The following is a 26,497-nucleotide window of genomic DNA, read 5'->3' as shown; positions in this document are numbered from 1 at the left end:
AGCCGCTCTTAAGCCTGGCTTAAGCTGCGGATCGAGACTGGCCCCACGCGCGCCGACAGGCCGTACCGAGGGAATGAACATGACGCTTCGAAAGCAATGGGCCGTCTGTGCCGCGGCTCTGCTTCTGCCGGCGGCGCTGGCAGGCTGCGTTTCCGACTCGGACATCATGCCCAAGGCCGCGGCCGCGACTTATGCCCCGACGTCCGAGCCACGATATGGCGCGGTCTCAGATGGCGCCTACACCGTTGCGGCTGTTCCCACGGGCGACCTGAAGGCCCGCTACATGCGTCAACTCGTCGACGATCCGACCGGGCAGCCCGCCGGGACCGTTGTCGTGGATCCGAAGAACCGCTTCCTCTATCTGGTGCAGGAAGGCGGCAAGGCCCTGCGCTATGGCGTAGGCGTCGGCAGGGCTGGCATGGCCTGGTCGGGCACCGCCAATGTCGCAATGAAGCGCGAATGGCCGCGTTGGACGCCCACGAAGGACATGATCGGCCGCGAGCCGGACAAGTACGTCAAGTGGGCCCGAGGCATGGAGGGCGGCACGCAGAATCCGCTCGGCGCGCGTGCTCTTTATCTGTTCAAGGACGGCAAGGACACTCTGTACAGGATTCACGGCACCAACGAGCCATGGTCGATCGGCCAGGCGATGTCCTCCGGCTGCATTCGCATGATGAACCAGGACGTCATTGACCTGTACCGCCGCGTGCCCTCCGGAGCCAAGGTCGTGGTGCTCCCGGCGAGCGGCGTGGAGACCGCCGCGTCCGACGGATGATTCTCCGATGCGGACCGTTGACCAACAGAGGACATGGGCCGCGGCTGTATCGTGCGTGCGTGGCAAGGCCTTAGCGAGGCCGGAGGCGTCGAACCAAAGCGACGCTAACAACGGCGGAGGCCTTAGATCGCTTCGATCACCGCCTTCAACTCGTCGCGGACCTTTTCAGCGATGCTCGCCAGGGACGCGTTCGGAATGGCCTGCATCGAGGCGACGGGGTCAACTGCCGCGACCTCCGTTCCGCCATCGACCTCCTGGACGACCACGTTGCAGGGAAGCATGGTCCCGATCTTGTCCTCGGCCTTCAGCGCCTCGTGGGCCATCTTCGGGTTGCAGGCACCAAGTATCACATAGGGGCGGAAGTCGGCGCCGATCTTTTCCTTCAACGTCGACTGCACGTCGATCCTGGTCAAAACGCCGAAGCCCCGGGCCTTGAGCGCGGCTATAGTTCGCTCGACGGCTTCCGAAAAAGGAACGTCTAGCTTCTTCGCGAAGTAGTAGGACATCCCGAACTCCTCTACTGAGTGGGCGGCAGAGCTACGCGGGTAAGGGTGCGTCCGCGGTGCCGACGGAAGCCCGAAGGGCGGCATCCGCGCTTTCGGCCTTCTGTCCGAAATCACCTCGCAGCGCCATCAGGGCTCGGCGTTCCTCCTCGATTTCATATGAAGTTCGGAAGCCCAATTTCCTCAAAACTGGAACCGGAGGGCACCATCCTTGGATGGCGTGCTGGAACAGAAAGCTGGTGACGAGCGCCGGCAGGACCAGCCAGCGCCGATTGTTGGTCGCGGCAAGCGCGACGCCGGCGAAGGCGATCACTGCGGCATTCGCCTCGATTGCTCTTTCGATGTCCCACTCTCTATCGATTTCCTGCAATCGCCCGGCGATTTCTTGGCGGTGCTCGGCGAAGTAGGCGACATTGGCCCGCATTTCTCGGTTGATACGACGATTGTCGCTCTCAGCAGAGTGGAGAGGTACCCGGTTTCGCGTCGTCGTCATGATTTGCTCCACACGCTGGCAACGACTACGCCGGCTGATCCAATTCGTTCCTAGCTTCGAATAGTCAGACTGTCTGTCCGATGCGCGTAAGTCTGACTGGAGCGGATCTAACTGAAGGTGGGAGCCCTCACCCTTTCCAAGATTTCACAAGAGCTCCGCTGCTTGAAGCATCCCGTTCGAGCGGGAAGCCACGGATGCGACTGCGCTCATGCCCATGTCCGCCTATGACATCGCCTATTTATCTTCTGAGCTGGTCGAACTCGGCGAGGGTGCCGCAGGTGCTCTCGGCGGAAACTTCGATCCTTCTGCCGCGGCTTGGTCGCAGCATCACGCAATGCTCGCGACCGAGAGCGTGGCGGCTGTCAGGCTCGATAGCGAGATCACGTCGTATTGGGTCGGCGAGTCGAGCGGCTGCTTTCGCCCGTGCACCGACTGTCTTGCGCCTCGCAGCCGATAAGCGTTGTTTCGCCCGGACCAACAGGCGAGGCGGCCTAGCTCCGCTTCCGCCTGGCCTCCGTGGACTCGACCCACCAGAAGAACAGCCCGGCACCGACGGCAAGCGCAGCGAACCAAGCGATATCAGGAACGCCCGTCACATCCGGAAGACGGACCTTGCCCAGCGTCCAGACGTTCAGCACGTGAGCCTTCAGCCAGTCGAAACTCAGCGCGTAGAGGATGGCGCCTGCGATCATGCCGAGCGCACCGACCAAAGCATGGACGCTGCCTGCAGCGATGGCACCTAGCGCCGTTCCGGGGCAGTAGCCGTACACCGCCATACCTACGCCAAACAGGGCGGCGCCAAGGGCGACCGCCAGCATGTTGGCGTCCTTCACATAGTATTTCGTGTTGCCGGTGTCGACGAGGAGCAGCACGCCAATGCCGCCGACGACGATCGCGGTGCCCATCACTTTCAGCACGGCGAAGTCGCGCAAGCGAAACTGGTTCTCGATCACATTGCAGCTCGTGACCTTGCCGCGCTGCAACAGGAAACCAAAGGCTGCGCCCATCAGCAGCGGGCCAAGGATCGTCATTATCGCGGTCATGGCATCCCCCTCAGTTTCTGCGGAACATGAGCGCGGAAATGCCGAGCCCGGTTGCAAACATCACGGCCAGGAACAGCCAACTAGATACCGCCAGCTGCAGACCGCCGGAAATGCCATGCCCGCTCGTGCAGCCGCCAGCGAGCCGAGCTCCGTACATGATCACCACGCCGCCGAGGAACGCGGCGACAAATCGTTTCGTGACCGACGGCCCGAACCGCTCCCTCCAGACCTCGGGCACAAGCTCGAGCCGCCACGTTCCCGAAATCACGGCCGAGATGAACGCGCCGAACGGAATGCCGAGGAGAAACCAGACGCCATAGTCCCACTTCAGCGGCATGCTCTTCCAATAGGCGTTCTGTGCAACCGCCTCGGGCCCAATCACCGGCAAGGCGAATAACGAGGCGATACGTGAATAGGCAGTGGTGACGCCGAGCGGATCCCCGAACACCGCGAAGGCGATCCAGCTCAGGAGCCCGATCCCGGCGCCGATAAGATAGGGCGACCAGTCGACCCGCGCGGCGCGCGGAGCTTCGCGAACGTAACTTTCCGTGATGGTGGTCATGTGCGTTTCCCCGTCAGCAGGACGGCCGCATACTCCCGGAACGATCGGCCGTAGGCAAAGAACATATTCAATAATAGCAATTTAGCAAGTTCTAAAGTAATGCGTCAGGTACCCGACGCTGCGGAACGCGGCCGCCGTGATTGCAGCATCCCACCGCGGTCGATGAGCAGGTCAGTAAGCCCTGCTCCCACCCAAATGCCGCCGAGCACGAGCTACGGCGTAGGCGTCGGCAGGGCTGGCATGGCCTGGTCGGGCACCGCCAATGTCGCGATGAAGCGCGAATGGCCGCGTTGGACGCCCACGAAGGACATGATCGGCCGCGAGCCGGACAAGTACGTCAAGTGGGCCCGAGGCATGGAGGGCGGCACGCAAAATCCGCTCGGCGCCCGCGCGCTCTACCTGTTCAAGAACGGCAAGGACACGCTGTACAGGATTCACGGCACCAACGAGCCATGGTCGATCGGCCAGGCGATGTCCTCCGGCTGCATTCGCATGATGAACCAGGACGTCATTGACCTGTACCGCCGCGTGCCCTCCGGAGCCAAGGTCGTGGTGCTCCCGGCGAGCGGCGTCGAGACCGCCGCGTTCGACGGATGATTTTCAAACGCGGGTGGAAGGCCTCCGAGCCTACGGGATACGCCTGCCGTTGAAGCCTTGCATCCTCGACGCCGCGCTCAGCTGATGTTCAGCAGGATCCGGCCCGAGGTGCCGCTGCGCATCAGGTCGAGCGCGTCGTTGACGTCGTCGAGCGCGAACTCGTGAGTCACGATTCCGCGGTAGCTCACCTTGCCGGCATCGCTCAGGCGCACGAGGCGAGGAATGTCGCGCGCCGGCTGGCATTGGCCGCCTTCCGAGCCCTTCAGCACCTTCTCGAAATGGAGCGGCAGCGTGTAGATCTCGGCCTTCTCGCGGGGAACGCCGACGAGGATGCAGCGGCCTTTCCTTGCGGTGATCTCGTAGGCGAGCTCGATCAGATTCTTGACGCCGGTGGTCTCGACGACCTTGTCGGGCCCCTCAACACCGGTGATGGCGCGAACCTCCGCGGCCACATCCTTGACCGCTTCGGAGTTGATGGTGTGAGTGGCGCCAAAGTCCTTCGCCATCGCCAGCTTGTTGTCGAGACGGTCGATCGCGATGACGGGATAGGCGCCGACCATCGCGGCGAATTGCACGATGTTCAACCCGACGCCGCCGACGCCGAACACGACGACGGCTTCGCCGATGGCGATCTGCGCATCGTTGTTGACGACGCCGAGCGCGGTCGTCACCGCGCAGCCGAGCAGCGGCGCGCTGGTGCGGTCGATCGTGGCGGGAACGGGCGTGACACGGTTCTCCGACACCACGGCATATTCATTGAAGGTGGTGACCCAACCGGCATTGAGGCGCTTGCCGCGCCAGCAATAGGCCGGCGTGTTGGACTGGATGCCCTTGCCCGGCCGCCAATGCATGACGACGGTGTCGCCCTGCTTGCAGGAGACGACGCCGGGCCCGGTTTCGACGATCGTTGCCAGCGCTTCGTGCCCGAGAAGGTGGGGCAGGAACTTGTCGACGCCTTTGACGGCGTCGATCTCGTTGATCTGCGCGCCGCAGATGCTGGAGGTGTGCACATGCGCGAGCACCTGGCCATGCTCGAGCGTATCCGGCAAGGTGAACTCGTCGATGATTAGCGGCTTGCCCGATTCGACGAGAATGGCCGCCTTGGCAGTCTTGATGTCCATGAGGCGCGCCCGGTCACTCGAAATAGATGAACTCGTAATCGCCGGTGTAGCCGAGCTTGCCGTAGAGCCAGATCCACTCCGACGTGTGCAGGATGGATTCCGCGGTCAGCGCCCAGCATTCGAGGTTGTGCAATTCGGCGACGGTCCGATAGCCCTCGACCATGACGTATTTGTTCTTTCCGACCCGCTCGATCTCCTTGAGCGCCGCTTCGAGCTCGTAGAGCCTGAGATTGTGCAGGGTGCCGAGCGAGATGACGAGATCGAAACTGTCGTCGCCATAGGGGTAGATGTCCTGGGCGCGATAGTTGAAGAGATAGGGTCGCACCTGCTCATGCGAATTGGCAAGGCCGTGCTTGGAGATATCGAAGCCTGTGACCTTCAGGCCCGGCAGGATCTTCTGCATCTCGTACAGCAGGAAACCCTTGCCGCAGCCGACGTCGAGCACGCTGGAGCCGTCCTTCAGGCCATAGGTCTCGATCAGCGCCTTGGCGACCGGCGCCCAGCGTCCCTCGATGAAGCGATAGCCGCCATAGCCGAAGCGGCGGTCGCCGTCCCAATAATCGGCCTCGTATTCCCGCGCCTTCAGCGAGCAGCCGATCTTGTCGTCGTTCATGCGCCCCATGTAGTCGCGCTTGGTCGCCGTATGCAGCGGCGTCACGATATTCAGCAGTCGTCCCATTCAGCCCTCGGATTCCAACGCGCGTTGCGATTGTCACGACCGGCCGGGAGCCGTGAATCGCGACTTGCGAATCCTTCTAGCATTGGTGGTTGGGATCATCATTGTTTCAGATCAATGATGGGGAACCCCGAGGGTCATCCCGAGCAGTGGCGTCGGCCCCGGCGAAGCCAGTCGATCGACATCCTTACGAACATTTCATTTTCTGCGACGCTGTGACGCTCGCCGTGAATCAAAGGGAACGGAGCGGGCGGCCAGCCGTTGCTCCTTCATCCCCAACAGCATGGAGCCCCGATATGACAATGCGCAGAACGTTCGTCGCCCTGGCGGCCGCCGGAGCGATGCTCTCGACGGCTGTTTCACCCGTACTCGCGGCGCCGCTGCCAATCGCAAATCCCGGCCCGGACCAAGGCCTGCAGCAGGTGCAGTACCGGCATGGCTACGGACACGGGCCTCGACATGGACATGGCTATTACGGGCACCGTCACGGCCACGGTGGCACCGGTGCAGCCGTACTCGGCGGCCTCGCGGCCGGCGCCATCATCGGCGGCGCGATCGCCAACAGCCAGGCGCAATCCAACGCCGCCTCCTATTGCGCGCAGCGCTTTCGGTCCTACGATCCGGGCTCAGGGACGTATCTGGGCAATGACGGCCTGCGTCACGCCTGCCCGTGACGAACACATGAGCGTGCGGCAGCCTCCTCGGATCGCGAGAGCTGCCCACGCTCGGCCTGCGGAAAACAGCGAGCGCGTCTTGATTCCGGGCTCCGCCGCGATATACGGTTCCCAACATGATGTTCACGTCCACATTTTTCCCGCTGATCTGAACGGCTGACGTCGTTTCCGGCGCATCCAATCAGATCAACCGGCTGCGCTCGATGCGGCAGCCGAACGGAGAAATGTGCAATGCCCAAGACCGAACAGGTCGGCCTGACGCCCCGTCAGGTCCAGAACTTCATCGACGACGGTTTCGTTAAAATCGAGAATGCCTTCCGCACCCAGCTTGCGAAACAGTGCAGGGACGAGCTGTGGGCGGATATTGGTCTGTCGCCAGACCAACCAGAACACTGGACTCAACCCGTTGTCAGGGTAGGGTCCAAGGTTTCGCCCCCTTTCATTGAAGCCGCGAACGCGCCAGCCCTGCACAAGGCCTACGATCAACTCGTCGGCGAAGGGCGCTGGCTCGCGCCGAAAGGCCTCGGAACCTTTCCGATCCGCTTCCCGTCAACGGACCCCCCCGGTGATGATGGCTGGCATGTGGACATGAGCTTTGGCATCGCCAATCCGGATTTCATGGAGTGGCGCGTCAATGTGAAGAGCAGCGGTCGCGCGCTGCTGATGCTCTTCCTGTTCTCGGATGTCGGTGCCGACGATGCGCCCACGCGGATCCGGAAAGGCTCGCATGTCACCATGGCGCGGGAGCTGCTGCCCTATGGCGATGCCGGTGCGACGCTCCGGCAGCTCTCGGCCGAGGGCTACGCCTCGACAATGGATTGCGAGATGACACTGGCGACCGGTGCGGCGGGCAGCGTCTATCTGTGCCATCCGTTTCTCGTTCATGCCGCGCAATCCCACCGAGGGAAACAGCCGCGCTTCATGGCACAGCCTCCGCTGCTGCCGAAGGGCGAGTTTGATCCGGCGTTGCCCCCTTCGCCGGTTCAGATTGCCATCCGGCAGGCTTGCGGGCTGACGAGCTAGCCGCAGCGGGTCGAAAGTCCGGAGGCGCTGGCGGATGGTTGAAGCCGGGCCGGCGCCGTTACAATTTTCGATACACACGCGCGGCGACCGCCTTCAGGCGCTCGACCGAGCCGGACTCCGGATGCGGCTTGACCGGCGCGAACAGGATCGAGGCCTGCCTGCCGTTCTTCCAGACGAAGATGTTGACGGCGTTGCCGTTGCCCTTGGTGCAGGAATGCTCGCCGAAGGCTTCGCTGCCGAGTTCGGGGATCGCCACGTGCTTGCAGGGACCTGCGCGCTTCATCATGCCGATGGCAGTGTCGCGCGAGGTCGCGATCACCGCGACGGTCATGGTGTTGGCCTCGCGATCGAACATCATGCAACTGCCCGCGCCGGTGCGCTGCACCGTCAGCGTGCCCTTGTCGAGAAAGCCGTCTGAATCCGCGGCCGTGAGCCACTCGCAATTGCCGAACCGCTCGCTGCTCCTGCTCACATTGGCGATGGCAACACGCGCCGCTTCGGTGATCGGCCCGAGCAGCGCATCGTCGGCGCGCCGGCCGACCGGATAGACGGTGAGTTGCAGGATGTAGTCGCCCGACAAGGTGACGACCACGGCCTCCTGGCGCTCCGCGCCTGCTGCGGTCGTACCGCCCTGGCCTTCGTTGCCGATCCCCGCGACCGCGTTGAGCGCCATGCGCTCACCAAGCGTCTTGACGAAGGTCGCGTACAATTCCCTGGCGCGGTCCTTGTCGGGATTGCGGAACACCGACAGCATCATCGTGTCGCCGCGTCCGGCCTGATAGATGCAGCCGCGGCCGTCCTGATTTGAAATCAGCGACCATTTGAGCGCCGGCATCGCAGCAGCAAGCTCCTTCGCGCTGATGAACGGGCAGGCTTCGGCCGCGCGCGCGGGAAGCACCGGGACGGCTGCGATTGCAAGGATCAGAGCGAGGCAGGAGAACAGACGGTCGATCGTGCGCATGGGAGAGACATACTACGAAAAATGGCACGCCCGGAACGACTTGCGCATGCGCGCTCCGATCCCGTCGTCTGATGCCAGGCCAGCCTGGCAAGGTGAGGCCCTATCAGCGGCGGCCGTCGTCACTGCCCGTTATATTCGGCCCAGCAATCCGCGGTTTCGTAGACCCGAACCGCCGAAACCTGCGGAATTTCCGGCTTCAACCGGTCCCAGATCCAGACCGCGATATTCTCGGCGGTCGGGTTCTCGAGGCCTTTGACCTCGTTGAGGCAGTGATGGTCCAGCGCGGCCAGGATGTCGGCAAAGCATTTTTCGATGTCGAAGAAATCAGCGACGAAGCCGGTGTGCGGATCGACCGGCCCGTCCAGCTGAACCTCGACCCGGTAGGAATGACCATGCAGCCGGCGGCATCGATGGGTCTCGGGCACATTGGGCAGCCGGTGCGCCGCCTCGAACTTGAACGCCTGCGATATTCTCATTCAGATCCTCACACGACGTGGCCACCCGGTCTCGGGCCGCCTGGCGACCGGATGCTGCTGTGTCCTGACCTTTCGTCGAAGAATGGCGCGCCCGGAACGATTCGAACGTCCGACCCTCAGATTCGTAGTCTGATGCTCTATCCAGCTGAGCTACGGGCGCGTTTTTCGCGAACAGTGCGGGCCTAAGCCCGCAGGCAGCCTCCGGACAGCGCCGGAGGGGTGCGAAAGAGCGCTCTGACTAACCGCTCTTGCCGCGGTTGGCAAGGTCCGGGATGGGGAGATTTTGCGGGGAGATGGCGGTTTCCGTTGTCATTCCGGGGCGATGCGGAGCATCGAACCCGGAATCTCGCGCCAAACCTCGGGATTCCGGGTTCGGCGCGCTGCGCCGCCCCGGAATGACGGCGATCAGCGTTACGCCCTCTGCCGCTCGTTGCGGACGGAGAGCAGTTCCACGGGGCGGTCGGGGATGGTGATGCGGAAGGTGGCGCCGATGGTGCCTTCGACGAGGTGGATGTCGCCGCCATGGGCGCGAACCAGCTCGGCGGCAATCGCAAGGCCAAGGCCGCTGCCGCCGGGGCGGCCGGAGGTCTGGAACGCCTCGAACAGATGGTCCCGGGTCTTCGGGGGGACGCCGGGGCCCGTGTCGGAGACCTCGAGAATTGCGACCGCGCCCTCGCGTTTTCCCGTGATCCGGATCTGCTGCACCCCGCCCTCGCCGGAGGCGTGACTTTCGAGCGCCTGGGCGGCGTTGCGGACGAGGTTGAGCAGCACCCGGAACAGCTGATCGGGATCGGCATCGACCGCGAGCCCGCGATCGATCGCGGCGACCCAGGCGATCGAGGCATCGCTGGCGAGGCCCGCCGTCTCGCGCACTTCCAGCACCACAGGCTCGATCAGGATCATGCGCCGGTCCGGCGCGGCTTCCTGGGCACGGCCGTAGGACAGCGTCGACTGGCAGAAGGCGATGGCGCGCTCGAGCGAGCGTACCAGCTTCGGCGCAAAGCGCTGCACCCGCGGATCGGGCACGCTGGCGAGTTGATCCGACAGCAGCTGGGCCGAGGCCAGCAGATTGCGCAGATCGTGGTTGATCTTGGACACGGCGAGGCCGAGGGCGGCGAGCCGGCTCTTCTGATGCAGCATCGACATCAAATCGCGCTGCATGTCCGACAATTCCCGCTCGGCCACCCCGATTTCGTCGCTGCGCTGACTCGGCACGATGATCCGCGCCGAGCTTTCGGGGTTTTCGTGGAAGCCGACCAGGCTCGCGGTCAGCCGCCGCATCGGGCGCACGAAGAGATAATGAAGCGCGAGATAGACGAGGCCCGCGGTCAGCGCCGCGATGATCAGCGCAACCACCACGACGTTGCGCGAAAACCGGTACATCTGCTGCCGCAGCGGCAGCTCGTCGGTGACGATCTCCATGAACTGGGCATTGCCGACGCCGGGCCCGACGATGCGGATGGCCTGGTTGCCGGTCTCCAGCATCATCCGGAACGAGCCGGTGATCGCCTCCCACGCCGTCATGTCGCGCAGGTCGATGTCGTGCTCGATGGCGGCCGGCAAATTGTCGCTGGCGAGCAATCGGCGCTGCTGGCCCATCTTGATGGCGACCGCGCGGGCATTGATGCTCTTCAGGATTTGGCGCGACAGCGAATCGGGAACCATGCCGAGCGGCGCCGCATCGAGCACCAGCGCCGCCGTGTTGGCAGCGGCGACGCGGTCATTCAGCCGGTTGACCCAGAAGTTGGCGATGGCCGGCACATAAAGCAGGCTGGCCGCGATCATCACCAGGGGAATGGTGAGCAGCAGCAGCTTGCCAGACAGCCCAAGCCCGCGCGTCCCGCGACAGCGCATCGCCGGCTGGTCCTGCTGATCCTGATCCTGGATCGGCTGGAGGTCTGTCGCTGCCACGAAATACGCCCTCGCTGCCTCTGGCGGGTGAAGGATTGGCGGGTATGAAGATGCGGCCCGACCCCGGCCCGGTCAAATTACGGATCGCTAATCCGCCAATGTGGGATGTAGGCGCTGATACGGCGAATCGCCACCTCAAGGGTTAAAAACCCCGCACAAACAGCGATATTCACCGGAATCGCGCGCTTGTGCGGCGTTGACGAAAACAAGGCGCTCGCTTATAAGCCGGCCAAATTGTCCGCAGATGACCCGGTGTGACGCCGGGAGCGGCTCTCTTGGGGCCGAAAATGGCTCGTTTGGGGCCGCATCTTCCGGGCTTTACCTTCAATTCTACAGGCAAATTGCCCGGTCAGCGGAGAAAAACCCGTGAAGCGGACTTATCAACCCAGCAAACTGGTGCGCAAGCGCCGTCACGGTTTCCGTGCTCGTCTCGCCACTGCCGGCGGTCGCAAGGTTCTCGCCGCCCGCCGCGCCCGCGGCCGCAAGCGTCTGAGCGCCTGAGCCGGACCCCCTTTCCCGGGATTTCATCATGGATCGGCTGAGGCAGCGGGCGGATTTCCTCGCCGTTGCCAATGGCGCGCGGGTGAACAGTCCCGCGTTCGTCCTGCAAAGCCGTCTCCGTGACGACGGCGGTCCGATCCGGATCGGCTTCACCGTTACCAAAAAGAACGGCAACGCCCCCGTGCGCAATCGTATCCGGCGCCGGCTTCGCGAACTGGTGAAGCGGCTCGATCCGGTGTCGATGCAGCCCCATCATGATTATGTCCTGGTCGGCCGAAGGGACGCGCTCTCGCGCGACTTCGCCACCATGCTCGACGATCTGCGCATAGCGTTCACGAAGCCCGCGCGGCATACGCACAAGGGACGCGGCCCAAGACGCGTAGGGCCCGGCCCCGTCCCAGCTGCCAGCCGCAAACCAGATTGATGACGAGACAACAGTGATGACCGACAATCGCAATACCATCCTCGCCGTCATTCTGTCGGGCCTCGTCCTGATCGCCTGGCAGTATTTCTACAACGTGCCGGCGATGGAGAAGCAGCGCGCCCAGCAGCAGACGCAGGCTGAGCTCCAGAAGACCACGCCGCAGCCGACCGCATCCGCAACGCCGGGCACCACGCCGGCCGGCGGCGCCGCGCAGCCGTCGACCCCGGGCGTGAACCCGCAGGCCCAGCCGGTCGTCGCCCGCGACACCGCGATTGCCGCCAGCCCGCGCGTGAAGATCGACACGCCGCGCATCGTCGGCAGCCTCTCGCTGAAGGGCGGCCGCATCGACGACATCGCGCTGGTGCAATTCCGCGAAACGGTCGACCCGAAATCGCCGCCGATCATCCTCTATTCGCCCTCCGGTACCGCGGAGCCCTATTACGCCGAGTTCGGCTGGGTGGCGGCGACGGGTGTGACCGCGAAGATGCCCGATGCCCAGACCGTCTGGCAGCAGGACGGCAGCGGGAGCCTGACGCCGACGACGCCGGTGGTCCTGAAATGGGAAAACGGCGACGGCCTGACCTTCCGCCGCACCATCGCCATCGACGATCATTATCTCTTCACCATCAAGGACGAGGTGAGCAATGTCGGCAATGCGCCGGTTACACTCTATCCGTTCGCGCTGATCTCGCGCCATGGTGCGCCGCAGGTCTCGGGCTATTACATCCTGCATGAAGGCCTGATCGGCTATCTCGGCGATCACGGCCTGCAGGAATATGCCTACAAGAAGATCGACGAAGCCAAGAAGGTGGACTTCAAGGCCACCAACGGCTGGCTCGGCATCACCGACAAGTACTGGGCCTCGGCGCTGCTGCCCGACACCAATGCCCCGCTTCAGGCGCGCTTCTCCTCGAACCCGGTCGGCAACGTCCACACCTACCAGACCGACTATCTGCTCGACCCCGTCACCGTCGCGATCGGCGGCACTGCGACCGCGAACGCGCGGCTGTTCGCCGGCGCCAAGGAAGCCGGCGTGGTCGGCGTGTTCCCGTTCGCCGGCCTCGGCGGCTACAACAAGGAGCTGGGGCTGAACCATTTCGATCTCTTGATCGACTGGGGCTGGTTCTACTTCATCACCAAGCCGATGTTCCTCGGCCTCGACTTCTTCTTCCGCTTCTTCGGCAATTTCGGCATCTCGATCCTGCTCGTGACCGTGATCGTGAAGCTGCTGTTCTTCCCGCTGGCGAACAAGTCCTACGCTTCGATGGCGAAGATGAAGTCGGTCCAGCCGCAGCTTGCGGCGCTGAAAGAGCGCTACCCCGACGACAAGGTGAAGCAGCAGCAGGAGATGATGGAGATCTACCGCAAGGAGAAGATCAATCCGGTCGCCGGTTGTCTTCCCGTCGTGATCCAGATCCCGGTGTTCTTCTCGCTCTACAAGGTGCTGTTCGTCACCATCGAGATGCGGCACGCGCCGTTCTTCGGCTGGATCAAGGATCTCTCCGCGCCCGATCCGACCAATCTGTTCACGCTGTTCGGGCTGATCCCGTTCGATCCGACCACGCTGCCCGTGTTCGGCCATTACCTCGCACTCGGCATCTGGCCGATCATCATGGGCATCACGATGTGGTTCCAGATGAAGCTGAACCCGACGCCGCCGGATCCGACCCAGCAGCTGATCTTCAACTGGATGCCGCTGATCTTCACCTTCATGCTGGCGGGCTTCCCGGCGGGCCTCGTGATCTACTGGGCCTGGAACAACACGCTCTCGGTGCTCCAGCAGAGCTACATCATGCGCCGCAACGGCGTGAAGGTGGAGCTGTTCGACAATCTCAAGGCGACGTTCGCGCGCAAGGCGACGTAGCGATACTTCGACCCTCATCCTGAGGAGCGGCCGCAAGGCCGCTTCTCGAAGGATGGCCACGGGCACCGGGGCCTTCATGGTTCGAGACGGCGCTTACGCGCCTCCTCACCATGAGGGATCAACAGAAAGCCTTCGCATGACCGACGACAACGATGCGAAGCTGATCGAAGCCGGGCGAAAACTTTTCACCCGTGACTGGCAGTTCATCTGGGCCTCGCCTTCGATCCAGACGCTGCCGCCGATGGCGGGGCTGGAGGTCGCTTTTGCCGGGCGCTCCAATGTCGGCAAGTCCAGCCTGATCAACGCGCTGACGGGGCGCAACGCGCTGGCGCGCACCTCGCATACGCCGGGCCGCACCCAGGAGCTGATCTTCTTCGAGGTCCCCGGCAAGACCGATTTGCGGCTCGTCGACATGCCCGGCTATGGCTACGCCAAGGCGCCGAAGAGCCAGGTCGCGTCCTGGACCGAGCTGATCCACAAATTCCTGCTGGGGCGCGCCTCGCTCGCGCGCGTCTACGTGCTGATCGACGCGCGTCATGGGCTCAAGGACGTCGACCTCGAGGTCTTGAAGACGCTCGACCGCTCCGCTGTCAGCTACCAAATCGTGCTGACCAAGGCCGACCAGGTGAAGGCCTCCGAGCTGCAATCGCGCATCGCCGAGACCGAGGCGGCACTGGCCAAACATCCGGCTGCGTTCCCGAACGTGCTCGCGACCTCGTCACGCAGCTCGACCGGCATGGAGAGCCTGCGCGCCGCGATGGCGAAGCTGCTGGAAGAGCGGGCCTCGTGATGATGGCGCAGCGCCTGCTGATCGGGCTTGCCGGCTTGATGGGCGCCGCCGGCGTCGCGCTGGCCGCCGCCTCCGCTCACGGCGCCGACGCGAGCCGGTTGGCCTCCGCCAGCGCGATGCTGCTGTTTCACGCAACTGCCATACTTGCCGTCACGGCGCTGCTCGCGCGCGGCCTTCTGCACGGCGGAATTGGCCTCATCGGCGCATTCGGCTTCGTGATCGGCGCCGCGCTGTTCGCGGGCGACCTCACCTTGCGGCAATATGCCGGGCACTCGCTGTTTCCGATGGCGGCACCGACCGGCGGGACGGTGATGATTGCAGGCTGGTTGGCGGTGAGTGTGGCGGCGCTGGCGGCGAAGCGCAGCTCGTAGCCCGACAGTCACACTTTGCGCTGTCCCCGCCAATCGGATAGAACGCAGGCCGCTCCAGTCCCGCCAGCGAGATCCGCGACATGACCGACATCTCCCCGCTCGACCAGGCCCGCATCCTGTCCGAAGCGCTGCCGCACATGCAGCAGTATGACGAGGAAACCATCGTCATCAAATATGGCGGCCACGCCATGGGCGACGAGGAAACCGCGAAGAATTTTGCCCGCGACATCGTGCTTTTGGAGCAGACTGCGATCAATCCGGTGGTGGTGCATGGCGGCGGGCCGCAGATCGCGACCATGCTCAAGCGCCTCGGCATTCAATCGGAGTTCGCGGCAGGCCTGCGCATTACCGATGCCGCGACCATCGAGATCGTCGAGATGGTGCTGGCCGGCTCCGTCAACAAGCAGATCGTCGGCTACATCAACGAAGCCGGCGGCAAGGCCGTGGGTCTCTCGGGCAAGGACGCCAACATGGTGAAGGCGTCGAAGACGACGCGCACCATCATCGATCCCGGCTCGAACATCGAGAAGGCGATCGATCTCGGCTTCGTCGGCGACCCCGAGAAGGTCGACCTCACGCTGCTCAACCAGCTGATCGGCTACGAGCTGATCCCGGTGCTGGCGCCGCTCGCGACCTCGAAGGAGGGCCAGACGCTGAACATCAATGCCGACACTTTTGCGGGTGCGGTTGCCGGCGCGTTGAAGGCCAAGCGCCTGTTGCTGCTCACCGACGTGCCCGGCGTGCTCGACAAGTCGAAGAAGCTGATCCCGCAGCTCTCGGTGAAGGACGCGCGCAAGCTGATCGCCGACGGCACCATTTCCGGCGGCATGATCCCGAAGGTCGAGACCTGCATCTATGCGCTGGAGCAGGGCGTCGAGGGCGTCGTCATCATCGACGGCAAGATGCAGCATGCCGTGCTGCTCGAGCTGTTCACCAACACCGGCACGGGAACGCTGATCCACAAGTGATGGGCGAACGCGAGAAACGGAAGATGGTCGTCATGCCCGGGCCTGACCCGGGCATCAACGCTTCTCCGTACATGCGGTTGCACGTGGATGGCCGGGACAAGCCCGGCCATGACGAGCCGAGAGTTCGGCCACGTCGTCGCTCCACCCTCACCCGCTTCCTGATGACGCTGCCGGCCGCGGCCATCTCGTTCGTCTTCTCCTCGGTGCCGGCCTTCGCCGATCTGAAGATCTGCAACCGGATGTCCTATGTCGTCGAGGCCGCGATCGGCATCGACGACAAGGCGGCGACCGCGACGCGGGGCTGGTTCAGGGTCGATCCCGCCACCTGCCGCGTGGTGGTGCAGGGCACGCTGACCGCCGACCGCATCCTGCTCAACGCCCGTGCGCTCGGCGTCTATGGCGCCTCCCCGATTCCGCAGAGCGGCAGCGACATGCTGTGCGTGGCGCAGGACAATTTCGTCATCGCCGCGGCCCGGCAATGCCGCAGCGGCCAGACCCAGGCCGCCTTTACGCAAGTGACGCCGGCGCAGGGTGCCGACGGCAACCTGATTGCCTATCTCGCCGAGGATTCCGAATATGACGACGAGCAGGCCCGCCTCGCCGGCATCCAGCGGCTCCTGGTGATCGCGGGCTACGATGCCGCGCCGATCGACGGCGTCGACGGGCCGAAGACGCAAGCCGCCCTGGCCGCGTTCCTGAAGAGCCGCGGCTTGTCCGCGGACATCGTGGGCTCGCCGAATTTCTTCAAGACCATGGTCGATGCGGTGCAGACGCCGTCTGCGACCGGCCTCACCTGGTGCAACGACACGCCGCACAAGGTGATGGCGGCGATCGCGACCGACGACGGCAAGGCCGTGACCAGCCGCGGCTGGTATCGCATCGATCCCAAGACGTGCCTGCACCCTGATGTCACCGGCCAGCCGAAGCAGATCTTCAGCTTCGCGGAGGCCGTCGACGCCGACAACCGCGCCGTCAAGCTGAAGGACCGGCCGTTGAACTGGGGCGGTGACAGGCAGCTCTGCACGCGCGAGACCAAGTTCGAGACCACCGAGCAGACCGATTGCGGCGCGCGCGGATTCGCGGCGACCGGCTTTGGCGCGGTGGATATGTCGAGCGGCGGCAAGACGCTGCGCTTCGCCGTGCCGTGAAGGAAGATTTGCGATGAGCCAACCCCGCACCTTTGCCCATGTCGACACCTGGGTGTTCGACCTCGACAACACGCTGTATCCGCATCACGTCAATCTGTGGCAGCAGGTCGATGTGCGAATCACCGAGTTCGTGTCGAGCTGGCTGCAGGTGACGCCGGTGGAAGCGCGAAGACTCCAGAAGGAATATTACCAGCGCTTCGGCACCACCATGCGCGGCATGATGACCCTGCATGGCGTGTCCGCCAACGACTATCTCGCCTACGTCCACAAGATCGACCATTCGCCGCTGGAGCCGAATCCGGCGCTCGGCGAAGCCATCGCAAGATTGTCGGGGCGCAAGCTGATCCTGACCAACGGCTCGGTGGACCATGTCGATGCAGTGCTGGCGCGGCTCGGCCTTGCAACGCATTTCGACGGCGTGTTCGACATCATTGCCGCGCAATTCGAGCCGAAGCCGGCGGCGCAGACGTATCAAAAATTTCTCGCCGACCACGCGGTCGATCCGACACGCGCCGCCATGTTCGAGGATCTCGCCCGCAACCTCACCGTCCCGCACCAGCTCGGCATGACCACGGTGCTGGTGGTGCCGGATGGGACCAAAGAGGTCGTGCGGGAAGATTGGGAACTGGAGGGCCGGGACGCCGCCCATGTCGATCACGTCACGGATGATCTGACGGGGTTTTTGGCTGGGTTGTCGCCTCCCAGGTAGCCGTCATACCCCGCGAAAGCGGGGTATTCAGTAATCACTCCTGTCTCGATTCATCACGACCGCTGCGGCGTACTGGATCACCCGCTTTCGCGGGTGATGACAGCGAACCTAGCTTGACTCTCCCCCGCCAAATCCCGAAAAAGCCTCCAATCCGCGACAAGTCCTGCCTTCCCCAGAGGAAATCCCGATGTCCCTTGCAGCCCTCGAATCCACCATCAACAACGCTTTCGACGCGCGCGACGGCGTTTCGACCTCGACCAAGGGCGAGGTGCGCGAGGCCGTGGACCAGGCGCTGGAGATTCTGGACAAGGGCGAGGCACGTGTCGCCGAGCGCGAGGCCAGCGGCAAGTGGAAGGTCAATCAATGGCTGAAGAAGGCCGTGCTGCTGTCGTTCCGCCTCAACGACATGGGCGCCATTCCCGGCGGCCCCGGCAAGGCGACCTGGTGGGACAAGGTGCCCTCGAAGTTCGACGGCTGGGGCGAGAACCGCTTTCGCGACGCCGGTTTCCGCGCCGTTCCCGGCTCCATCGTGCGCCGCTCGGCCTTCATCGCCCGCAACGTCGTGCTGATGCCGTCCTTCGTCAATCTCGGCGCCTATGTCGATGAAAGCACCATGATCGACACCTGGTCGACGGTCGGCTCCTGCGCGCAGATCGGCAAGCGCGTGCACATCTCCGGCGGCGTCGGTATCGGCGGCGTGCTCGAGCCGCTGCAGGCCGAGCCCGTGATCATCGAGGATGACTGCTTCATCGGCGCCCGCTCGGAAGTTGCCGAAGGCGTGATCGTGCGCAAGGGCGCGGTGCTGGCGATGGGCGTGTTCCTGGGCGCCTCGACCAAGATCGTCGACCGCGAGACCGGCGAGATCTTCATCGGCGAAGTGCCTGAGTATTCGGTGGTGGTGCCCGGCGCGCTGCCCGGCAAGCCGATGAAGAATGGCCAGATCGGCCCGAGCACCGCCTGCGCCGTGATCGTCAAGCGCGTCGACGAGCGCACGCGCTCCAAGACCAGCATCAACGAGCTGCTGCGGGATTGAGTCCGGTCCACAAAACGTAATCCGTCACCCTGAGGTGGCCACCTCTTCGGCGGCCCTCGAAGGGCGACGGCCCGGGTGGCTGCGATATCCCCGCCGCTCATCCTTCGAGGCTCCCGGCGCGATGCTTTGCATCGCGCCACTCGCGCCTCCAGCGACGACGGCTTCGCCGCTACGCGGGCATGACGGGTCTGGTGTCCCGTCGAACCCCCTCTCCCTCCATGGCGACCAATCACCGGGCGACCGCTCCCGCCCGGAGCCTTTCGCATGGACTGGACCTGGTATCTCTTCCGCTTCGACGGCCGCATCAACCGCGCCCTGCTGTGGCAGGCGCTGCTGATCGTCGCGCTGCTGGTGGGCCTGCTCGGCGTGATCGGTCAGGTCATTCACTTCCTCAATGCCGAAGGATCGTCAAAGCTATCGGTCAAACTCGATTTCGACTTCGGCCTCGACGACCTCTTCAAGCTGGTCGATCCCCGGATTTATCGCTCGCTGGCATCCCTCGGCCACAAGGACCTGATCCTGAAGGCATCAGGCCTGTCGCTATTCACATGGATCTTCCTGGCAACGGCCACCAAGCGGCTGCACGACCGCGACAAGAGCGGCTGGTGGATCATTCCATTCCTCTTCGCACCGGGCCTGTTCGGTCAGTTCTCGGATCTGCTGCCTGACTCCCATTGGGCCCTGTCGCTCAGCCTCACCGCTTCGACCCTATGGCTGTGGGGAATCGTCGAACTGTTCATCGTGCCCGGCACCGCGGGCCACAACCGCTTCGGCCCCGATCCGAGCGCTGACTTCGGCGACGGCTCCGCATCCGTCTCTCCCTCTGCGAAAAGCTGGGACCAGAGCCGCGAGATCGAAATTGTCCCGCCCAACGCTAGCCCACCCGGCGGCATGCATGTTAAGCGGGGCTCATGACCGATGCTCTCTCCATTGCCCGCGATCTGATCCGCTGCCCTTCGGTAACCCCTGAAGATGCCGGTGCGCTCGGGGTACTCGAAAAGGCCCTCAACGCCGCCGGCTTCATTTGCCACCGCGTGACGTTCTCAGAACCCGGCACCGCCGACGTCGACAATCTCTATGCGCGGATCGGCAGCGAGGGTCCGCACATCACCTTCGCCGGCCATACCGATGTGGTACCGCCCGGTGACGAGAGCGCCTGGAGCGTCGGTGCGTTCTCCGGAGAGGTAAAGGACGGTGTCCTGCATGGCCGCGGCGCGGTCGACATGAAGGGCGGCATCGCCTGTTCGGTCGCAGCTGTCCTGGAGCATCTCGCCGCCAATGGCGGCCAACCGCGCAGCGACGGCAAGGGCTCGATCTCGTTCCTGATCACCGGTGACGAGGAAGACGTATCGATCAACGGCACCATCAAGCTGTTGAAATGGGCCGCCGAGCGCGGCGAGAAATTCGACCATTGCGTGCTGGGCGAGCCTTCCAATGTCGAGACCCTCGGCGATACCATCAAGGTCGGCCGCCGCGGCTCGCAATCCGGCACGCTGTACGTCGATGGCGTGCAGGGCCACGTCGCTTATCCGCATCGCGCGGCGAATCCGGTGCCTGACATCTCCAGGCTGATCGTGGCGATCTCCGACGAGCCGCTCGACCATGGCAGCGCGCAATTCCAGGCCTCCAATCTCGAATTCACCTCGGTCGACGTCGGCAACAAAGCCAACAACGTCATCCCGGGCGAGGCCCGCGCCAAGTTCAACATCCGCTACAACGACAACCACACCCAGGCGTCGTTGCGCGAACTGGTCGAGACGCGGCTGACGAAGGCCTGCGGCAACCGCATCAAGGCCCGCATCGTCTGGGAGCCCTCGAACTCCAACGTGTTCGTGACCAAGCCCGGCCCATTCACCGATCTCGCGGTGTCCGCGATCGAGGAGGTGACGGGGCGCAAGCCGGAGCTGTCGACGAGTGGCGGCACGTCGGATGCGCGGTTCATCTCGAGCTATTGCCCGGTGATCGAGTTTGGGCTGGTCGGCCAGACCATGCATCAGGTCGACGAGCGCGTGCCGGTGGCCGATCTGGAGAAGCTGACGAAGGTGTATCGGGGGATACTGACAAGGTATTTTGGGTAAGCGCGGTCATTGCCGAGTATTCCGCCGTCATGCCCGGGCTTGTCCCGGGCATCCACGTACTTAAGTCCCAGCAAGAAAGATCGTGGATGGCCGGGACAAGCCCGGCCATGACGGTGTGGCGCGAGTTCGGGCACACCTTACTGGACAATCGTCTCGTAGAGATCCTTCCATTCGCGATTGTCCCTCAGGATCAACCTCACCTTCCACGTCCGTGACCGGTGCTTGATATTGTGCTCGCGTTGTATAGCGGTCTGGATGTCTTCGTAGCGTTCGAAGTAGACGAGCAGCTTTACCCGATACTTCTTTGTAAAGCCCGGTACCAATCCTTCGCGATGCTCGTAGACGCGACGCACGAGATCGTTGGTCACGCCGACGTACAGAATTCCGTTAGGCGCGCTCGCAAGAATGTAGACCCATCCACCATGCATGGTTGTATGTTGACGCACGTGGATGGCCGGGACAAGCCCGGCCATGACGATATCGCGGCATCAGGCGCTAATAATCCACCTTCATCAGATACAGCCCGTCCGGCGGGGCGACGATGCCGCACGCTGCGCGGTTGCGCGCCTCTAACGCTGCGGAGAGATCGTCGGCGGTCCAGCGGCCTTCACCGACCCAGACCAAGGAGCCCACCATCGAGCGGACCTGGCTGTGCAGGAACGACCGCGCCGAGGTGACAATGACGATCTCGCGGCCATCGCGCTCGACGTCAAGCTGATCGAGCGTCTTCTCCGGCGATTTGGCCTGGCACTCGGTGTCGCGAAACGTCGTGAAATCGTGCTTGCCGAGCAGACGCTGTGCCGCAGCGTGCATCGCATCGGCATCGAGCTTGCGCGGCACGCGCCAGGCGTGGCCGATGTCGAGGGCGAGATTGGCGCGGGTATTGATGACGCGATAGCGGTAGTGGCGCTTCACCGCCGAGAAGCGCGCCTCGAACGCGTCAGGCACGATCTCGGCCTCGAGCACCGCGACCGGGTGCGGGCGCAGATGCGCATTCAACCCGTCGCGAAACCGGCCCGGTGGAAATGGCTTATTGATGTCGACATGTGCGACCTGGCCGCGCGCGTGCACGCCGGCATCGGTGCGGCCGGCACCGTGCACGCGCAAATCCGCGCCGGTCATCGCCTTCACGGCCGCCTCCAGCGCGCCCTGCACCGAGGGCAGCGTGTCCTGCACCTGCCAGCCGAAGAACGGCGCGCCGTCATATTCGATGGTGAGCTTGTAGCGGGGCATCTCAATCCGGGTGGTGTCATCGCCCGGCTTGACCGGGCGATCCAGGGCGGATTCAACCGTTCGTCGCAACAGTCTGTGTATCGCTCACTTGGAGCAGTTCGTCGAGGGTTTCTGCCGGTGTTTTCCAGCCGAGGGTTTTCCGGGGCCTGGTGTTAAGTGCAAGAGCCACGGCCTCGAGATCGTCGGCATCATGCATGCTGAGATCCGTCCCCTTTGGAAAGTACTGGCGCAACAACCCATTCGTGTTCTCGTTGGTGCCGCGCTGCCACGGGCTATGGGGGTCGCAGAAGTAGACCTGCACGCCTGCATCAATCTTCAGACGCGCGTGCTGAGCCAGCTCAGCTCCTTGATCCCAAGTTAGAGACCGCCGCAGTTGCTCGGGCATGGTGAAGATTGCGCGGGTGATGGCGTCGCGCACGGCCTCAGCGCCATGTCCGGCGAGTGCAGGTCCGTTCTTCACGCGAGCTTCCTGTTTCTGACCGGTCATGCGCGGCAGATGCAGCAGAATGGTAAAACGGGTCGTGCGCTCCACCAAGGTGCCGATCGCGGAACTACCAAGCCCCATGATGAGGTCACCTTCCCAGTGACCCGGCACAGCTCGATCGGCGGCTTCCGCCGGACGTTGACTGATCATGATCTCGGAAGGAATGAAGCTTCTGCCTTTGCAGGCGCGCGCCCTCGGCATCCGCAAGACCCGCCCGGTGCGCAAGCAGGCCGTCAGTTCGCGGCGCAAAGCTCCTCGACCCTGCACATAAAGTGCCTGATAAATTGCTTCGTGACTGATGCGCATCGTCTCATCCTCGGGAAAGTCGAGCCGAAGACGCCGAGAAATCTGTTCCGGGCTCCATGCCCTCGCCCAGCGTCGGTTTTGCCGATGCACGGCCCGGCGTCCCTTCCACACGACCTTCGGACCAACGAGGGGCAACCCGTCTGGCTTGGCGATCATACCGGCAAGCCTGTCCTGCACATAATCCCGCAGGGTCGGGTTGATTGCCAACTTCGCCAACTTGGGCCGTCGGGCGGACCGATCAGCGTGCCATTGGGCCGTGGTCGCTCGGTACTCTGGAGCGCCGCGGCGGCGCGCCACATTGCGCCGGAGCTCACGAGAGATCGTGCATGGAGGCCGACCGAGCTGACGAGCGATGGCTCGCACCCCATGCCCCTGCGCACGCAAGATGGCAATCTCCTCACGTTCGGCAAACGACAGATAGCGCGCCGACGGAGGTTTGGACGATCGCGACAAATGTGTTGGCGGCATACCGCCCGCCCTCCGGAACCAGCGTACTCCGACCGACGGCGACACCCCGGCCTCAACTGCAGCATCCCCGCTCGATCGTCCCAAGGCAATCGCAGCCCAGAACGGTCTGTAATCCTCTCGAAGCGCCTCTCGAGCACGACCTGCCCGCACACCCTTCTCCATCGCAACCTCCTTGTTAGACTGTTGCGACGAACGGTTGAATCCGCCCAGTAGTCCGAGGCATCTCTATTCAGCCGAGAAGTCTCGGCGTACTGGATACCCCGCCTTCGCGGGGTATGACAGCGTCAGGTGAATTTGGCGCCCGCCTTCAACGGCACGCCGCGCAGGAAGTCCGCGGCCTGCATCCGGCCCTTACCCTCGCGCTGGAGCTCGATGATGCGGATGGCGCCCTCGCCGCAGGCGATGGTGAGCTTGTCATCGAGCACCTCGCCCGGCGCGCCCGAGCCCTTCGCCAATTCACACCGCAGGATTTTGACGCGCGCGTTCTCGCTGACGCCGGCGAGTTCGGCCCATGCACCGGGGAACGGCGACAGACCGTGAATGTGGCGCAGCACGGCGCGCGCCGGCCTGGTCCAGTCGATCCGAGCCTCGGCCTTGTCGATCTTGGCGGCGTAAGTCACGCCATCCTCGCTCTGCTTCTTGAGCTGGTGCCCGCCGCGATCGAGCGCAGCCATCGCGCGCACCATCAGGTCGGCGCCGAGGCGGGAGAGCCGATCGTGCAGATCGACCGCGGTCATGTCGTCGGTGATTGCGAGGCGCTCGGCCATCGCGACGTCGCCGGTGTCGAGGCCGACATCCATCTTCATCACCATCACGCCGCTCTCGGCATCGCCTTCCATGATCGCGCGGTTGATGGGGGCGGCGCCGCGCCAGCGCGGCAGCAGCGAGGCGTGGAGATTGTAGCAGCCGAGTTTTGGCGCATCGAGGATCGCCTGCGGCAGGATCATGCCGTAGGCGACGACGACGGCGGCATCTGCATCGAACGCGCTGAACTCGTCGAGCGCTTCCTGGGTTTTCAGCGTCTTCGGCGTCAGCACGGGAATGCCGAGTTTTCGCGCGGCCTCCTCGACCGGCGTCGGCTGCAATTGCAGGCCGCGCCGCCCGCCCGGCTTCGGCGCGCGGGTGTAGACGGCGACGATTTCGTGGCCGTGCGCGACCAGCTCGAGCAGCGTCGGCACGGAGAAATCGGGCGTGCCCATGAAGATGAGGCGGAGGGGCATGTGGCTGCGTTCAGTGAGAGTTCTGGTTCTCCGTCATGCCCGGGCTTGTCCCGGGCATCCACGGTCTTGGTGACAAAGCAAGCAAGGCCTGGATGGCCGGGTCAAGCCCGGCCATGACGACGAGAGGGCCGAGCCCTCCTCATTCCGCGCGCTTGGCGGCTTTCTCGAACTTCTTGATGACGCGGTCGCGCTTGAGCTTCGACAGATAGTCGACGAACAGCACGCCGTTGAGATGGTCGATCTCGTGCTGGATGCAGGTGGCGTAGAGACCTTCGGCGTCCTCCTCGTGCACCTTGCCGTCGAGATCGGTGAAGCGCACGCGCACCTTCGCAGGGCGCTCGACCTCCTCGTAATATTCGGGGATCGAGAGGCAGCCCTCCTCGTAGACCGACAACTCCCCGGACGAGGCGATGATCTCGGGGTTGATGAAGACGCGCGGCAGCGGCGTGGTCTCGCCGTTCTCGTCGCGCTTGGCGAGATCCATGGTGATCAGCCGCAGCGGCTGCGCGACCTGGATCGCGGCCAGCCCAATGCCGGGCGCGTCGTACATGGTCTCGAACATGTCGTCGGCAAGCTTGCGGATCTCCGTCGTGACCTTCTCGATCGGCTTGGAGACCAGACGCAGCTGCCTGTCGGGCAGGATGATGATTTCTCTGAGGGCCATGGCCGCGATTTAAGCCCCGCGCCGGGTGCGGTCAATGCGGCCGGGAACCCCGTTAACCCTTCGCTAACCATAAATTTTCAGGTTTCATTAACCATAAAAATTAGTGGCCGGTTAACCACAAGCGTTCGCTATTCGTTCGCGGAGACCGGCGAATCGGCTAGAACGGTCGGCATGAACGAGATCATTTTCACGCTCGGCGACTGGCCGGTGCGCACGATCGATGCGCTGATCGGCTTCGGCGCCCTCGTCCTCATCCTCCTGGTGACGATCGCCGTCGTGATCGCCCGTTCGGGCCGGCGCGGCGCGGAACTCGCGATGGCGCACGCGATCCGGGCCGACGAGCTCGAGGAGCGCCTGAGCCAGGTGCTGCACGCCCAGAGCGAATCCTCGGGAAGGGTCGACGCCATGACCCAGACGCTGGCGGGACGCCAGGCCGAGATGGCGCGGGCGGTCAACGAGCGGCTGGACTCGGTCACCCACCGCGTCGGCCAGTCCATGGAGCATTCGACCCGCAACACCATGGAAAGCCTGCGCGCGCTGCACGAGCGGCTCGGCATCATCGACAGCGCCCACAAGAACCTCACCGATCTCACCACCCAAGTGACGACCCTGCGCGACGTGCTCGCCAACAAGCAGTCGCGCGGCGCCTTCGGCCAGGCGCGGATGGAGGCGATCGTCCAGGACGGTCTTCCAAAGGGCGCCTACGAGTTCCAGTTCACGCTCTCGACCGGCAAGCGGCCGGACTGCGTCGTGTTCCTGCCCGACCAGCGCCCGCTCTGCATCGACGCGAAGTTCCCGCTGGAGGCGATGACGGCGCTGCACGACGCCCGCACCGACGAGGAGAAGCGGATCGCCACCCAGCGGCTGCGCGGCGACGTGATGAAGCATGTCAGCGACATCGCCGAAAAATACCTCATCACCGGCGAGACCCAGGAGATGGCACTGATGTTCGTGCCGTCGGAATCGGTCTACGCCGAGATCCATGACGGCTTCGACGACGTGATCCAGAAGGCCTATCGCGCCCGGGTGGTGCTGGTGTCACCCTCGCTGCTGATGCTCGCGATCCAGGTGATGCAGCAGATCATGAAGGACGCGCGCATGCGCGACGCCGCCGACCAGATCCAGACCGAAGTCATCAAGCTCGGCGACGATCTGGGACGTCTGCGCGACCGGGTGGTCAAGTTGCAGAAGCATTTTTCCGATGCGAACGAGGACGTCCGCCAGATCCTGATCTCCGCCGACAAGATCGAGAAGCGCGCGGGCCGGATCGAGGAGCTCGATTTCAGCAAGACGGATGCGCCCGAAGGCCCGCAACTGGTGGCGACAGGCCCGGCCGAGCTGTTTCCGCGGAAGCTGCAAGCGGGAGAGTGATTTTGCAATGCGCTGTCATGCCCCGCGAAGGCGGGGCATCCAGTACGCCG

Annotated in this window: 29 protein-coding genes, 1 tRNA gene and 1 pseudogene; 16 read left to right on the top strand and 15 right to left on the bottom strand. The window is 64.1% G+C overall.

Annotated features, from left to right (window positions below; all coding sequences use genetic code 11):
• The first annotated feature begins 79 nt into the window (after positions 1 to 79).
• A complete protein-coding gene (locus IVB24_RS05475) occupies positions 80 to 775 on the top strand; it encodes a L,D-transpeptidase (protein WP_247772282.1) in 696 nt (231 codons plus the stop codon).
• 122 nt (positions 776 to 897) lie between these two features.
• On the opposite strand, the gene IVB24_RS05470 is transcribed toward IVB24_RS05475, so the two are convergent.
• From IVB24_RS05470 to IVB24_RS05455, 4 genes are all read right to left on the bottom strand, one after another.
• Positions 898 to 1,281 carry a DUF302 domain-containing protein gene (locus IVB24_RS05470; RefSeq protein WP_247772281.1) on the bottom strand — a complete coding sequence of 128 codons (384 nt, stop codon included), beginning with the start codon at positions 1,279 to 1,281 and terminating at the stop codon, positions 898 to 900.
• 31 nt (positions 1,282 to 1,312) lie between these two features.
• Positions 1,313 to 1,771: a DUF2892 domain-containing protein gene (locus tag IVB24_RS05465; protein WP_166476395.1), complete on the bottom strand. Its 459-nt coding sequence runs from the start codon at positions 1,769 to 1,771 to the stop codon at positions 1,313 to 1,315.
• A gap of 491 nt (positions 1,772 to 2,262) precedes the next feature.
• Positions 2,263 to 2,814 carry a YeeE/YedE thiosulfate transporter family protein gene (locus IVB24_RS05460; RefSeq protein WP_247772280.1) on the bottom strand — a complete coding sequence of 184 codons (552 nt, stop codon included), beginning with the start codon at positions 2,812 to 2,814 and terminating at the stop codon, positions 2,263 to 2,265.
• 10 nt (positions 2,815 to 2,824) lie between these two features.
• Entirely contained in the window at positions 2,825 to 3,367 is a 543-nt protein-coding gene (locus IVB24_RS05455; protein ID WP_162308944.1) for a YeeE/YedE thiosulfate transporter family protein, read from the bottom strand.
• 222 nt (positions 3,368 to 3,589) lie between these two features.
• Here IVB24_RS05455 and IVB24_RS05450 point away from each other — a divergent pair.
• Positions 3,590 to 3,973, top strand: a pseudogene (locus tag IVB24_RS05450) (L,D-transpeptidase); the annotation flags it as partial.
• Between the two features lie 77 nt (positions 3,974 to 4,050).
• Here the strand turns inward: IVB24_RS05450 and IVB24_RS05445 are convergent.
• Positions 4,051 to 5,094: a zinc-binding dehydrogenase gene (locus IVB24_RS05445; protein WP_247772279.1), complete on the bottom strand. Its 1,044-nt coding sequence runs from the start codon at positions 5,092 to 5,094 to the stop codon at positions 4,051 to 4,053.
• A gap of 13 nt (positions 5,095 to 5,107) precedes the next feature.
• Positions 5,108 to 5,773, bottom strand: a complete 666-nt coding sequence (locus IVB24_RS05440; RefSeq protein WP_140481460.1) for a class I SAM-dependent methyltransferase — start codon at positions 5,771 to 5,773, stop codon at positions 5,108 to 5,110.
• Between the two features lie 293 nt (positions 5,774 to 6,066).
• Between IVB24_RS05440 and IVB24_RS05435 the strand changes: the two genes are divergently transcribed.
• Together IVB24_RS05435 and IVB24_RS05430 are read left to right on the top strand one after the other, a co-directional pair.
• On the top strand, positions 6,067 to 6,444 hold the full coding sequence (locus IVB24_RS05435) for a BA14K family protein (RefSeq protein ID WP_094976442.1): 378 nt from the start codon (positions 6,067 to 6,069) through the stop codon (positions 6,442 to 6,444).
• Positions 6,445 to 6,675: 231 nt separating this feature from the next.
• Positions 6,676 to 7,467, top strand: coding sequence for a phytanoyl-CoA dioxygenase family protein (locus tag IVB24_RS05430; protein ID WP_247772278.1), 792 nt, complete (start codon positions 6,676 to 6,678; stop codon positions 7,465 to 7,467).
• A gap of 58 nt (positions 7,468 to 7,525) precedes the next feature.
• Here the strand turns inward: IVB24_RS05430 and IVB24_RS05425 are convergent, their stop codons facing one another.
• From IVB24_RS05425 to IVB24_RS05410, 4 genes are all read right to left on the bottom strand, one after another.
• The gene (locus IVB24_RS05425) at positions 7,526 to 8,428 is read right to left on the bottom strand and encodes a hypothetical protein (protein WP_247772277.1); all 903 of its coding nucleotides are present in this window, start codon (positions 8,426 to 8,428) and stop codon (positions 7,526 to 7,528) included.
• 119 nt (positions 8,429 to 8,547) lie between these two features.
• Positions 8,548 to 8,904 carry a 6-carboxytetrahydropterin synthase QueD gene (queD, locus tag IVB24_RS05420; RefSeq protein ID WP_247772276.1) on the bottom strand — a complete coding sequence of 119 codons (357 nt, stop codon included), beginning with the start codon at positions 8,902 to 8,904 and terminating at the stop codon, positions 8,548 to 8,550.
• Between the two features lie 83 nt (positions 8,905 to 8,987).
• A tRNA-Arg gene (locus IVB24_RS05415) sits at positions 8,988 to 9,064 on the bottom strand.
• A gap of 251 nt (positions 9,065 to 9,315) precedes the next feature.
• The gene (locus IVB24_RS05410; RefSeq protein WP_162308945.1) at positions 9,316 to 10,758 is read right to left on the bottom strand and encodes a HAMP domain-containing sensor histidine kinase; all 1,443 of its coding nucleotides are present in this window, start codon (positions 10,756 to 10,758) and stop codon (positions 9,316 to 9,318) included.
• Positions 10,759 to 11,181: 423 nt separating this feature from the next.
• Here IVB24_RS05410 and rpmH point away from each other — a divergent pair, with 423 nt between their 5' ends.
• The 11 genes from rpmH to dapE all read left to right on the top strand — a co-directional run bounded on the left by rpmH (position 11,182) and on the right by dapE (position 20,701).
• Positions 11,182 to 11,316 carry a 50S ribosomal protein L34 gene (rpmH, locus tag IVB24_RS05405; protein WP_008542748.1) on the top strand — a complete coding sequence of 45 codons (135 nt, stop codon included), beginning with the start codon at positions 11,182 to 11,184 and terminating at the stop codon, positions 11,314 to 11,316.
• 28 nt (positions 11,317 to 11,344) lie between these two features.
• A complete protein-coding gene (gene rnpA / locus IVB24_RS05400; protein ID WP_106947749.1) occupies positions 11,345 to 11,740 on the top strand; it encodes a ribonuclease P protein component in 396 nt (131 codons plus the stop codon).
• 16 nt (positions 11,741 to 11,756) lie between these two features.
• Entirely contained in the window at positions 11,757 to 13,604 is a 1,848-nt protein-coding gene (gene yidC / locus IVB24_RS05395; RefSeq protein WP_247772275.1) for a membrane protein insertase YidC, read from the top strand.
• A 136-nt stretch (positions 13,605 to 13,740) separates the two neighbouring features.
• Positions 13,741 to 14,394: a ribosome biogenesis GTP-binding protein YihA/YsxC gene (gene yihA, locus IVB24_RS05390; protein WP_094976435.1), complete on the top strand. Its 654-nt coding sequence runs from the start codon at positions 13,741 to 13,743 to the stop codon at positions 14,392 to 14,394.
• Positions 14,394 to 14,765: a DUF423 domain-containing protein gene (locus tag IVB24_RS05385; RefSeq protein ID WP_247772274.1), complete on the top strand. Its 372-nt coding sequence runs from the start codon at positions 14,394 to 14,396 to the stop codon at positions 14,763 to 14,765. Before yihA ends, IVB24_RS05385 begins: the two co-directional genes overlap by 1 nt.
• 80 nt (positions 14,766 to 14,845) lie before the next feature.
• A complete protein-coding gene (gene argB / locus IVB24_RS05380; RefSeq protein ID WP_247772273.1) occupies positions 14,846 to 15,733 on the top strand; it encodes an acetylglutamate kinase in 888 nt (295 codons plus the stop codon).
• Between the two features lie 161 nt (positions 15,734 to 15,894).
• Complete coding sequence (locus IVB24_RS05375; RefSeq protein WP_247774043.1) at positions 15,895 to 16,881, top strand: DUF1036 domain-containing protein; 987 nt, start codon at positions 15,895 to 15,897, stop codon at positions 16,879 to 16,881.
• Between the two features lie 13 nt (positions 16,882 to 16,894).
• Positions 16,895 to 17,590, top strand: coding sequence for a pyrimidine 5'-nucleotidase (locus IVB24_RS05370; protein ID WP_247772272.1), 696 nt, complete (start codon positions 16,895 to 16,897; stop codon positions 17,588 to 17,590).
• Positions 17,591 to 17,777: 187 nt separating this feature from the next.
• Positions 17,778 to 18,623, top strand: a complete 846-nt coding sequence (dapD, locus tag IVB24_RS05365; protein ID WP_094976430.1) for a 2,3,4,5-tetrahydropyridine-2,6-dicarboxylate N-succinyltransferase — start codon at positions 17,778 to 17,780, stop codon at positions 18,621 to 18,623.
• A 264-nt stretch (positions 18,624 to 18,887) separates the two neighbouring features.
• Complete coding sequence (locus IVB24_RS05360; RefSeq protein ID WP_247772271.1) at positions 18,888 to 19,538, top strand: DUF805 domain-containing protein; 651 nt, start codon at positions 18,888 to 18,890, stop codon at positions 19,536 to 19,538.
• Positions 19,535 to 20,701 carry a succinyl-diaminopimelate desuccinylase gene (gene dapE / locus IVB24_RS05355; protein ID WP_247772270.1) on the top strand — a complete coding sequence of 389 codons (1,167 nt, stop codon included), beginning with the start codon at positions 19,535 to 19,537 and terminating at the stop codon, positions 20,699 to 20,701. Before IVB24_RS05360 ends, dapE begins: the two co-directional genes overlap by 4 nt.
• Before the next feature lie 137 nt (positions 20,702 to 20,838).
• Here dapE and IVB24_RS05350 read toward each other — a convergent pair whose 3' ends face one another.
• From IVB24_RS05350 to def, 5 genes are all read right to left on the bottom strand, one after another.
• A complete protein-coding gene (locus IVB24_RS05350) occupies positions 20,839 to 21,174 on the bottom strand; it encodes a GIY-YIG nuclease family protein (RefSeq protein ID WP_247772269.1) in 336 nt (111 codons plus the stop codon).
• Between the two features lie 22 nt (positions 21,175 to 21,196).
• Entirely contained in the window at positions 21,197 to 21,934 is a 738-nt protein-coding gene (gene truA, locus IVB24_RS05345; protein WP_247772268.1) for a tRNA pseudouridine(38-40) synthase TruA, read from the bottom strand.
• A gap of 52 nt (positions 21,935 to 21,986) precedes the next feature.
• Positions 21,987 to 23,354: an IS30 family transposase gene (locus tag IVB24_RS05340; protein ID WP_247770902.1), complete on the bottom strand. Its 1,368-nt coding sequence runs from the start codon at positions 23,352 to 23,354 to the stop codon at positions 21,987 to 21,989.
• Between the two features lie 122 nt (positions 23,355 to 23,476).
• Positions 23,477 to 24,412, bottom strand: coding sequence for a methionyl-tRNA formyltransferase (gene fmt, locus IVB24_RS05335; protein ID WP_247772267.1), 936 nt, complete (start codon positions 24,410 to 24,412; stop codon positions 23,477 to 23,479).
• Positions 24,413 to 24,551: 139 nt separating this feature from the next.
• Positions 24,552 to 25,076 carry a peptide deformylase gene (gene def, locus IVB24_RS05330; RefSeq protein WP_247772266.1) on the bottom strand — a complete coding sequence of 175 codons (525 nt, stop codon included), beginning with the start codon at positions 25,074 to 25,076 and terminating at the stop codon, positions 24,552 to 24,554.
• 171 nt (positions 25,077 to 25,247) lie between these two features.
• Here def and rmuC point away from each other — a divergent pair, with 171 nt between their 5' ends.
• Positions 25,248 to 26,447 (top strand): DNA recombination protein RmuC, encoded by a 1,200-nt coding sequence (rmuC, locus tag IVB24_RS05325; RefSeq protein WP_247772265.1) that lies wholly within the window; start codon positions 25,248 to 25,250, stop codon positions 26,445 to 26,447.
• Positions 26,448 to 26,497: the final 50 nt, after the last annotated feature.

This window comes from Bradyrhizobium sp. 192, assembly GCF_023100965.1.
Classification (GTDB): domain Bacteria; phylum Pseudomonadota; class Alphaproteobacteria; order Rhizobiales; family Xanthobacteraceae; genus Bradyrhizobium; species Bradyrhizobium symbiodeficiens.
This window is presented reverse-complemented; position numbering and strand designations above follow the sequence as displayed.

What these genes read in the sequence shown, in the direction of transcription:
- IVB24_RS05475 (WP_247772282.1), top strand. Translation starts at nt 80, where the DNA reads ATGACGCTTCGAAAGCAATGGGCCGTCTGTGCCGCGGCTCTGCTTCTG.
- IVB24_RS05470 (WP_247772281.1), bottom strand. Translation starts at nt 1,281, where the DNA reads ATGTCCTACTACTTCGCGAAGAAGCTAGACGTTCCTTTTTCGGAAGCC.
- IVB24_RS05465 (WP_166476395.1), bottom strand. Translation starts at nt 1,771, where the DNA reads ATGACGACGACGCGAAACCGGGTACCTCTCCACTCTGCTGAGAGCGAC.
- IVB24_RS05460 (WP_247772280.1), bottom strand. Translation starts at nt 2,814, where the DNA reads ATGACCGCGATAATGACGATCCTTGGCCCGCTGCTGATGGGCGCAGCC.
- IVB24_RS05445 (WP_247772279.1), bottom strand. Translation starts at nt 5,094, where the DNA reads ATGGACATCAAGACTGCCAAGGCGGCCATTCTCGTCGAATCGGGCAAG.
- IVB24_RS05440 (WP_140481460.1), bottom strand. Translation starts at nt 5,773, where the DNA reads ATGGGACGACTGCTGAATATCGTGACGCCGCTGCATACGGCGACCAAG.
- IVB24_RS05435 (WP_094976442.1), top strand. Translation starts at nt 6,067, where the DNA reads ATGACAATGCGCAGAACGTTCGTCGCCCTGGCGGCCGCCGGAGCGATG.
- IVB24_RS05430 (WP_247772278.1), top strand. Translation starts at nt 6,676, where the DNA reads ATGCCCAAGACCGAACAGGTCGGCCTGACGCCCCGTCAGGTCCAGAAC.
- IVB24_RS05425 (WP_247772277.1), bottom strand. Translation starts at nt 8,428, where the DNA reads ATGCGCACGATCGACCGTCTGTTCTCCTGCCTCGCTCTGATCCTTGCA.
- queD (WP_247772276.1), bottom strand. Translation starts at nt 8,904, where the DNA reads ATGAGAATATCGCAGGCGTTCAAGTTCGAGGCGGCGCACCGGCTGCCC.
- IVB24_RS05410 (WP_162308945.1), bottom strand. Translation starts at nt 10,758, where the DNA reads ATGCGCTGTCGCGGGACGCGCGGGCTTGGGCTGTCTGGCAAGCTGCTG.
- rnpA (WP_106947749.1), top strand. Translation starts at nt 11,345, where the DNA reads ATGGATCGGCTGAGGCAGCGGGCGGATTTCCTCGCCGTTGCCAATGGC.
- yidC (WP_247772275.1), top strand. Translation starts at nt 11,757, where the DNA reads ATGACCGACAATCGCAATACCATCCTCGCCGTCATTCTGTCGGGCCTC.
- yihA (WP_094976435.1), top strand. Translation starts at nt 13,741, where the DNA reads ATGACCGACGACAACGATGCGAAGCTGATCGAAGCCGGGCGAAAACTT.
- IVB24_RS05385 (WP_247772274.1), top strand. Translation starts at nt 14,394, where the DNA reads ATGATGGCGCAGCGCCTGCTGATCGGGCTTGCCGGCTTGATGGGCGCC.
- argB (WP_247772273.1), top strand. Translation starts at nt 14,846, where the DNA reads ATGACCGACATCTCCCCGCTCGACCAGGCCCGCATCCTGTCCGAAGCG.
- IVB24_RS05375 (WP_247774043.1), top strand. Translation starts at nt 15,895, where the DNA reads ATGACGCTGCCGGCCGCGGCCATCTCGTTCGTCTTCTCCTCGGTGCCG.
- IVB24_RS05370 (WP_247772272.1), top strand. Translation starts at nt 16,895, where the DNA reads ATGAGCCAACCCCGCACCTTTGCCCATGTCGACACCTGGGTGTTCGAC.
- dapD (WP_094976430.1), top strand. Translation starts at nt 17,778, where the DNA reads ATGTCCCTTGCAGCCCTCGAATCCACCATCAACAACGCTTTCGACGCG.
- IVB24_RS05360 (WP_247772271.1), top strand. Translation starts at nt 18,888, where the DNA reads ATGGACTGGACCTGGTATCTCTTCCGCTTCGACGGCCGCATCAACCGC.
- dapE (WP_247772270.1), top strand. Translation starts at nt 19,535, where the DNA reads ATGACCGATGCTCTCTCCATTGCCCGCGATCTGATCCGCTGCCCTTCG.
- IVB24_RS05350 (WP_247772269.1), bottom strand. Translation starts at nt 21,174, where the DNA reads ATGGCCGGGCTTGTCCCGGCCATCCACGTGCGTCAACATACAACCATG.
- truA (WP_247772268.1), bottom strand. Translation starts at nt 21,934, where the DNA reads ATGCCCCGCTACAAGCTCACCATCGAATATGACGGCGCGCCGTTCTTC.
- IVB24_RS05340 (WP_247770902.1), bottom strand. Translation starts at nt 23,354, where the DNA reads ATGGAGAAGGGTGTGCGGGCAGGTCGTGCTCGAGAGGCGCTTCGAGAG.
- fmt (WP_247772267.1), bottom strand. Translation starts at nt 24,412, where the DNA reads ATGCCCCTCCGCCTCATCTTCATGGGCACGCCCGATTTCTCCGTGCCG.
- def (WP_247772266.1), bottom strand. Translation starts at nt 25,076, where the DNA reads ATGGCCCTCAGAGAAATCATCATCCTGCCCGACAGGCAGCTGCGTCTG.
- rmuC (WP_247772265.1), top strand. Translation starts at nt 25,248, where the DNA reads ATGAACGAGATCATTTTCACGCTCGGCGACTGGCCGGTGCGCACGATC.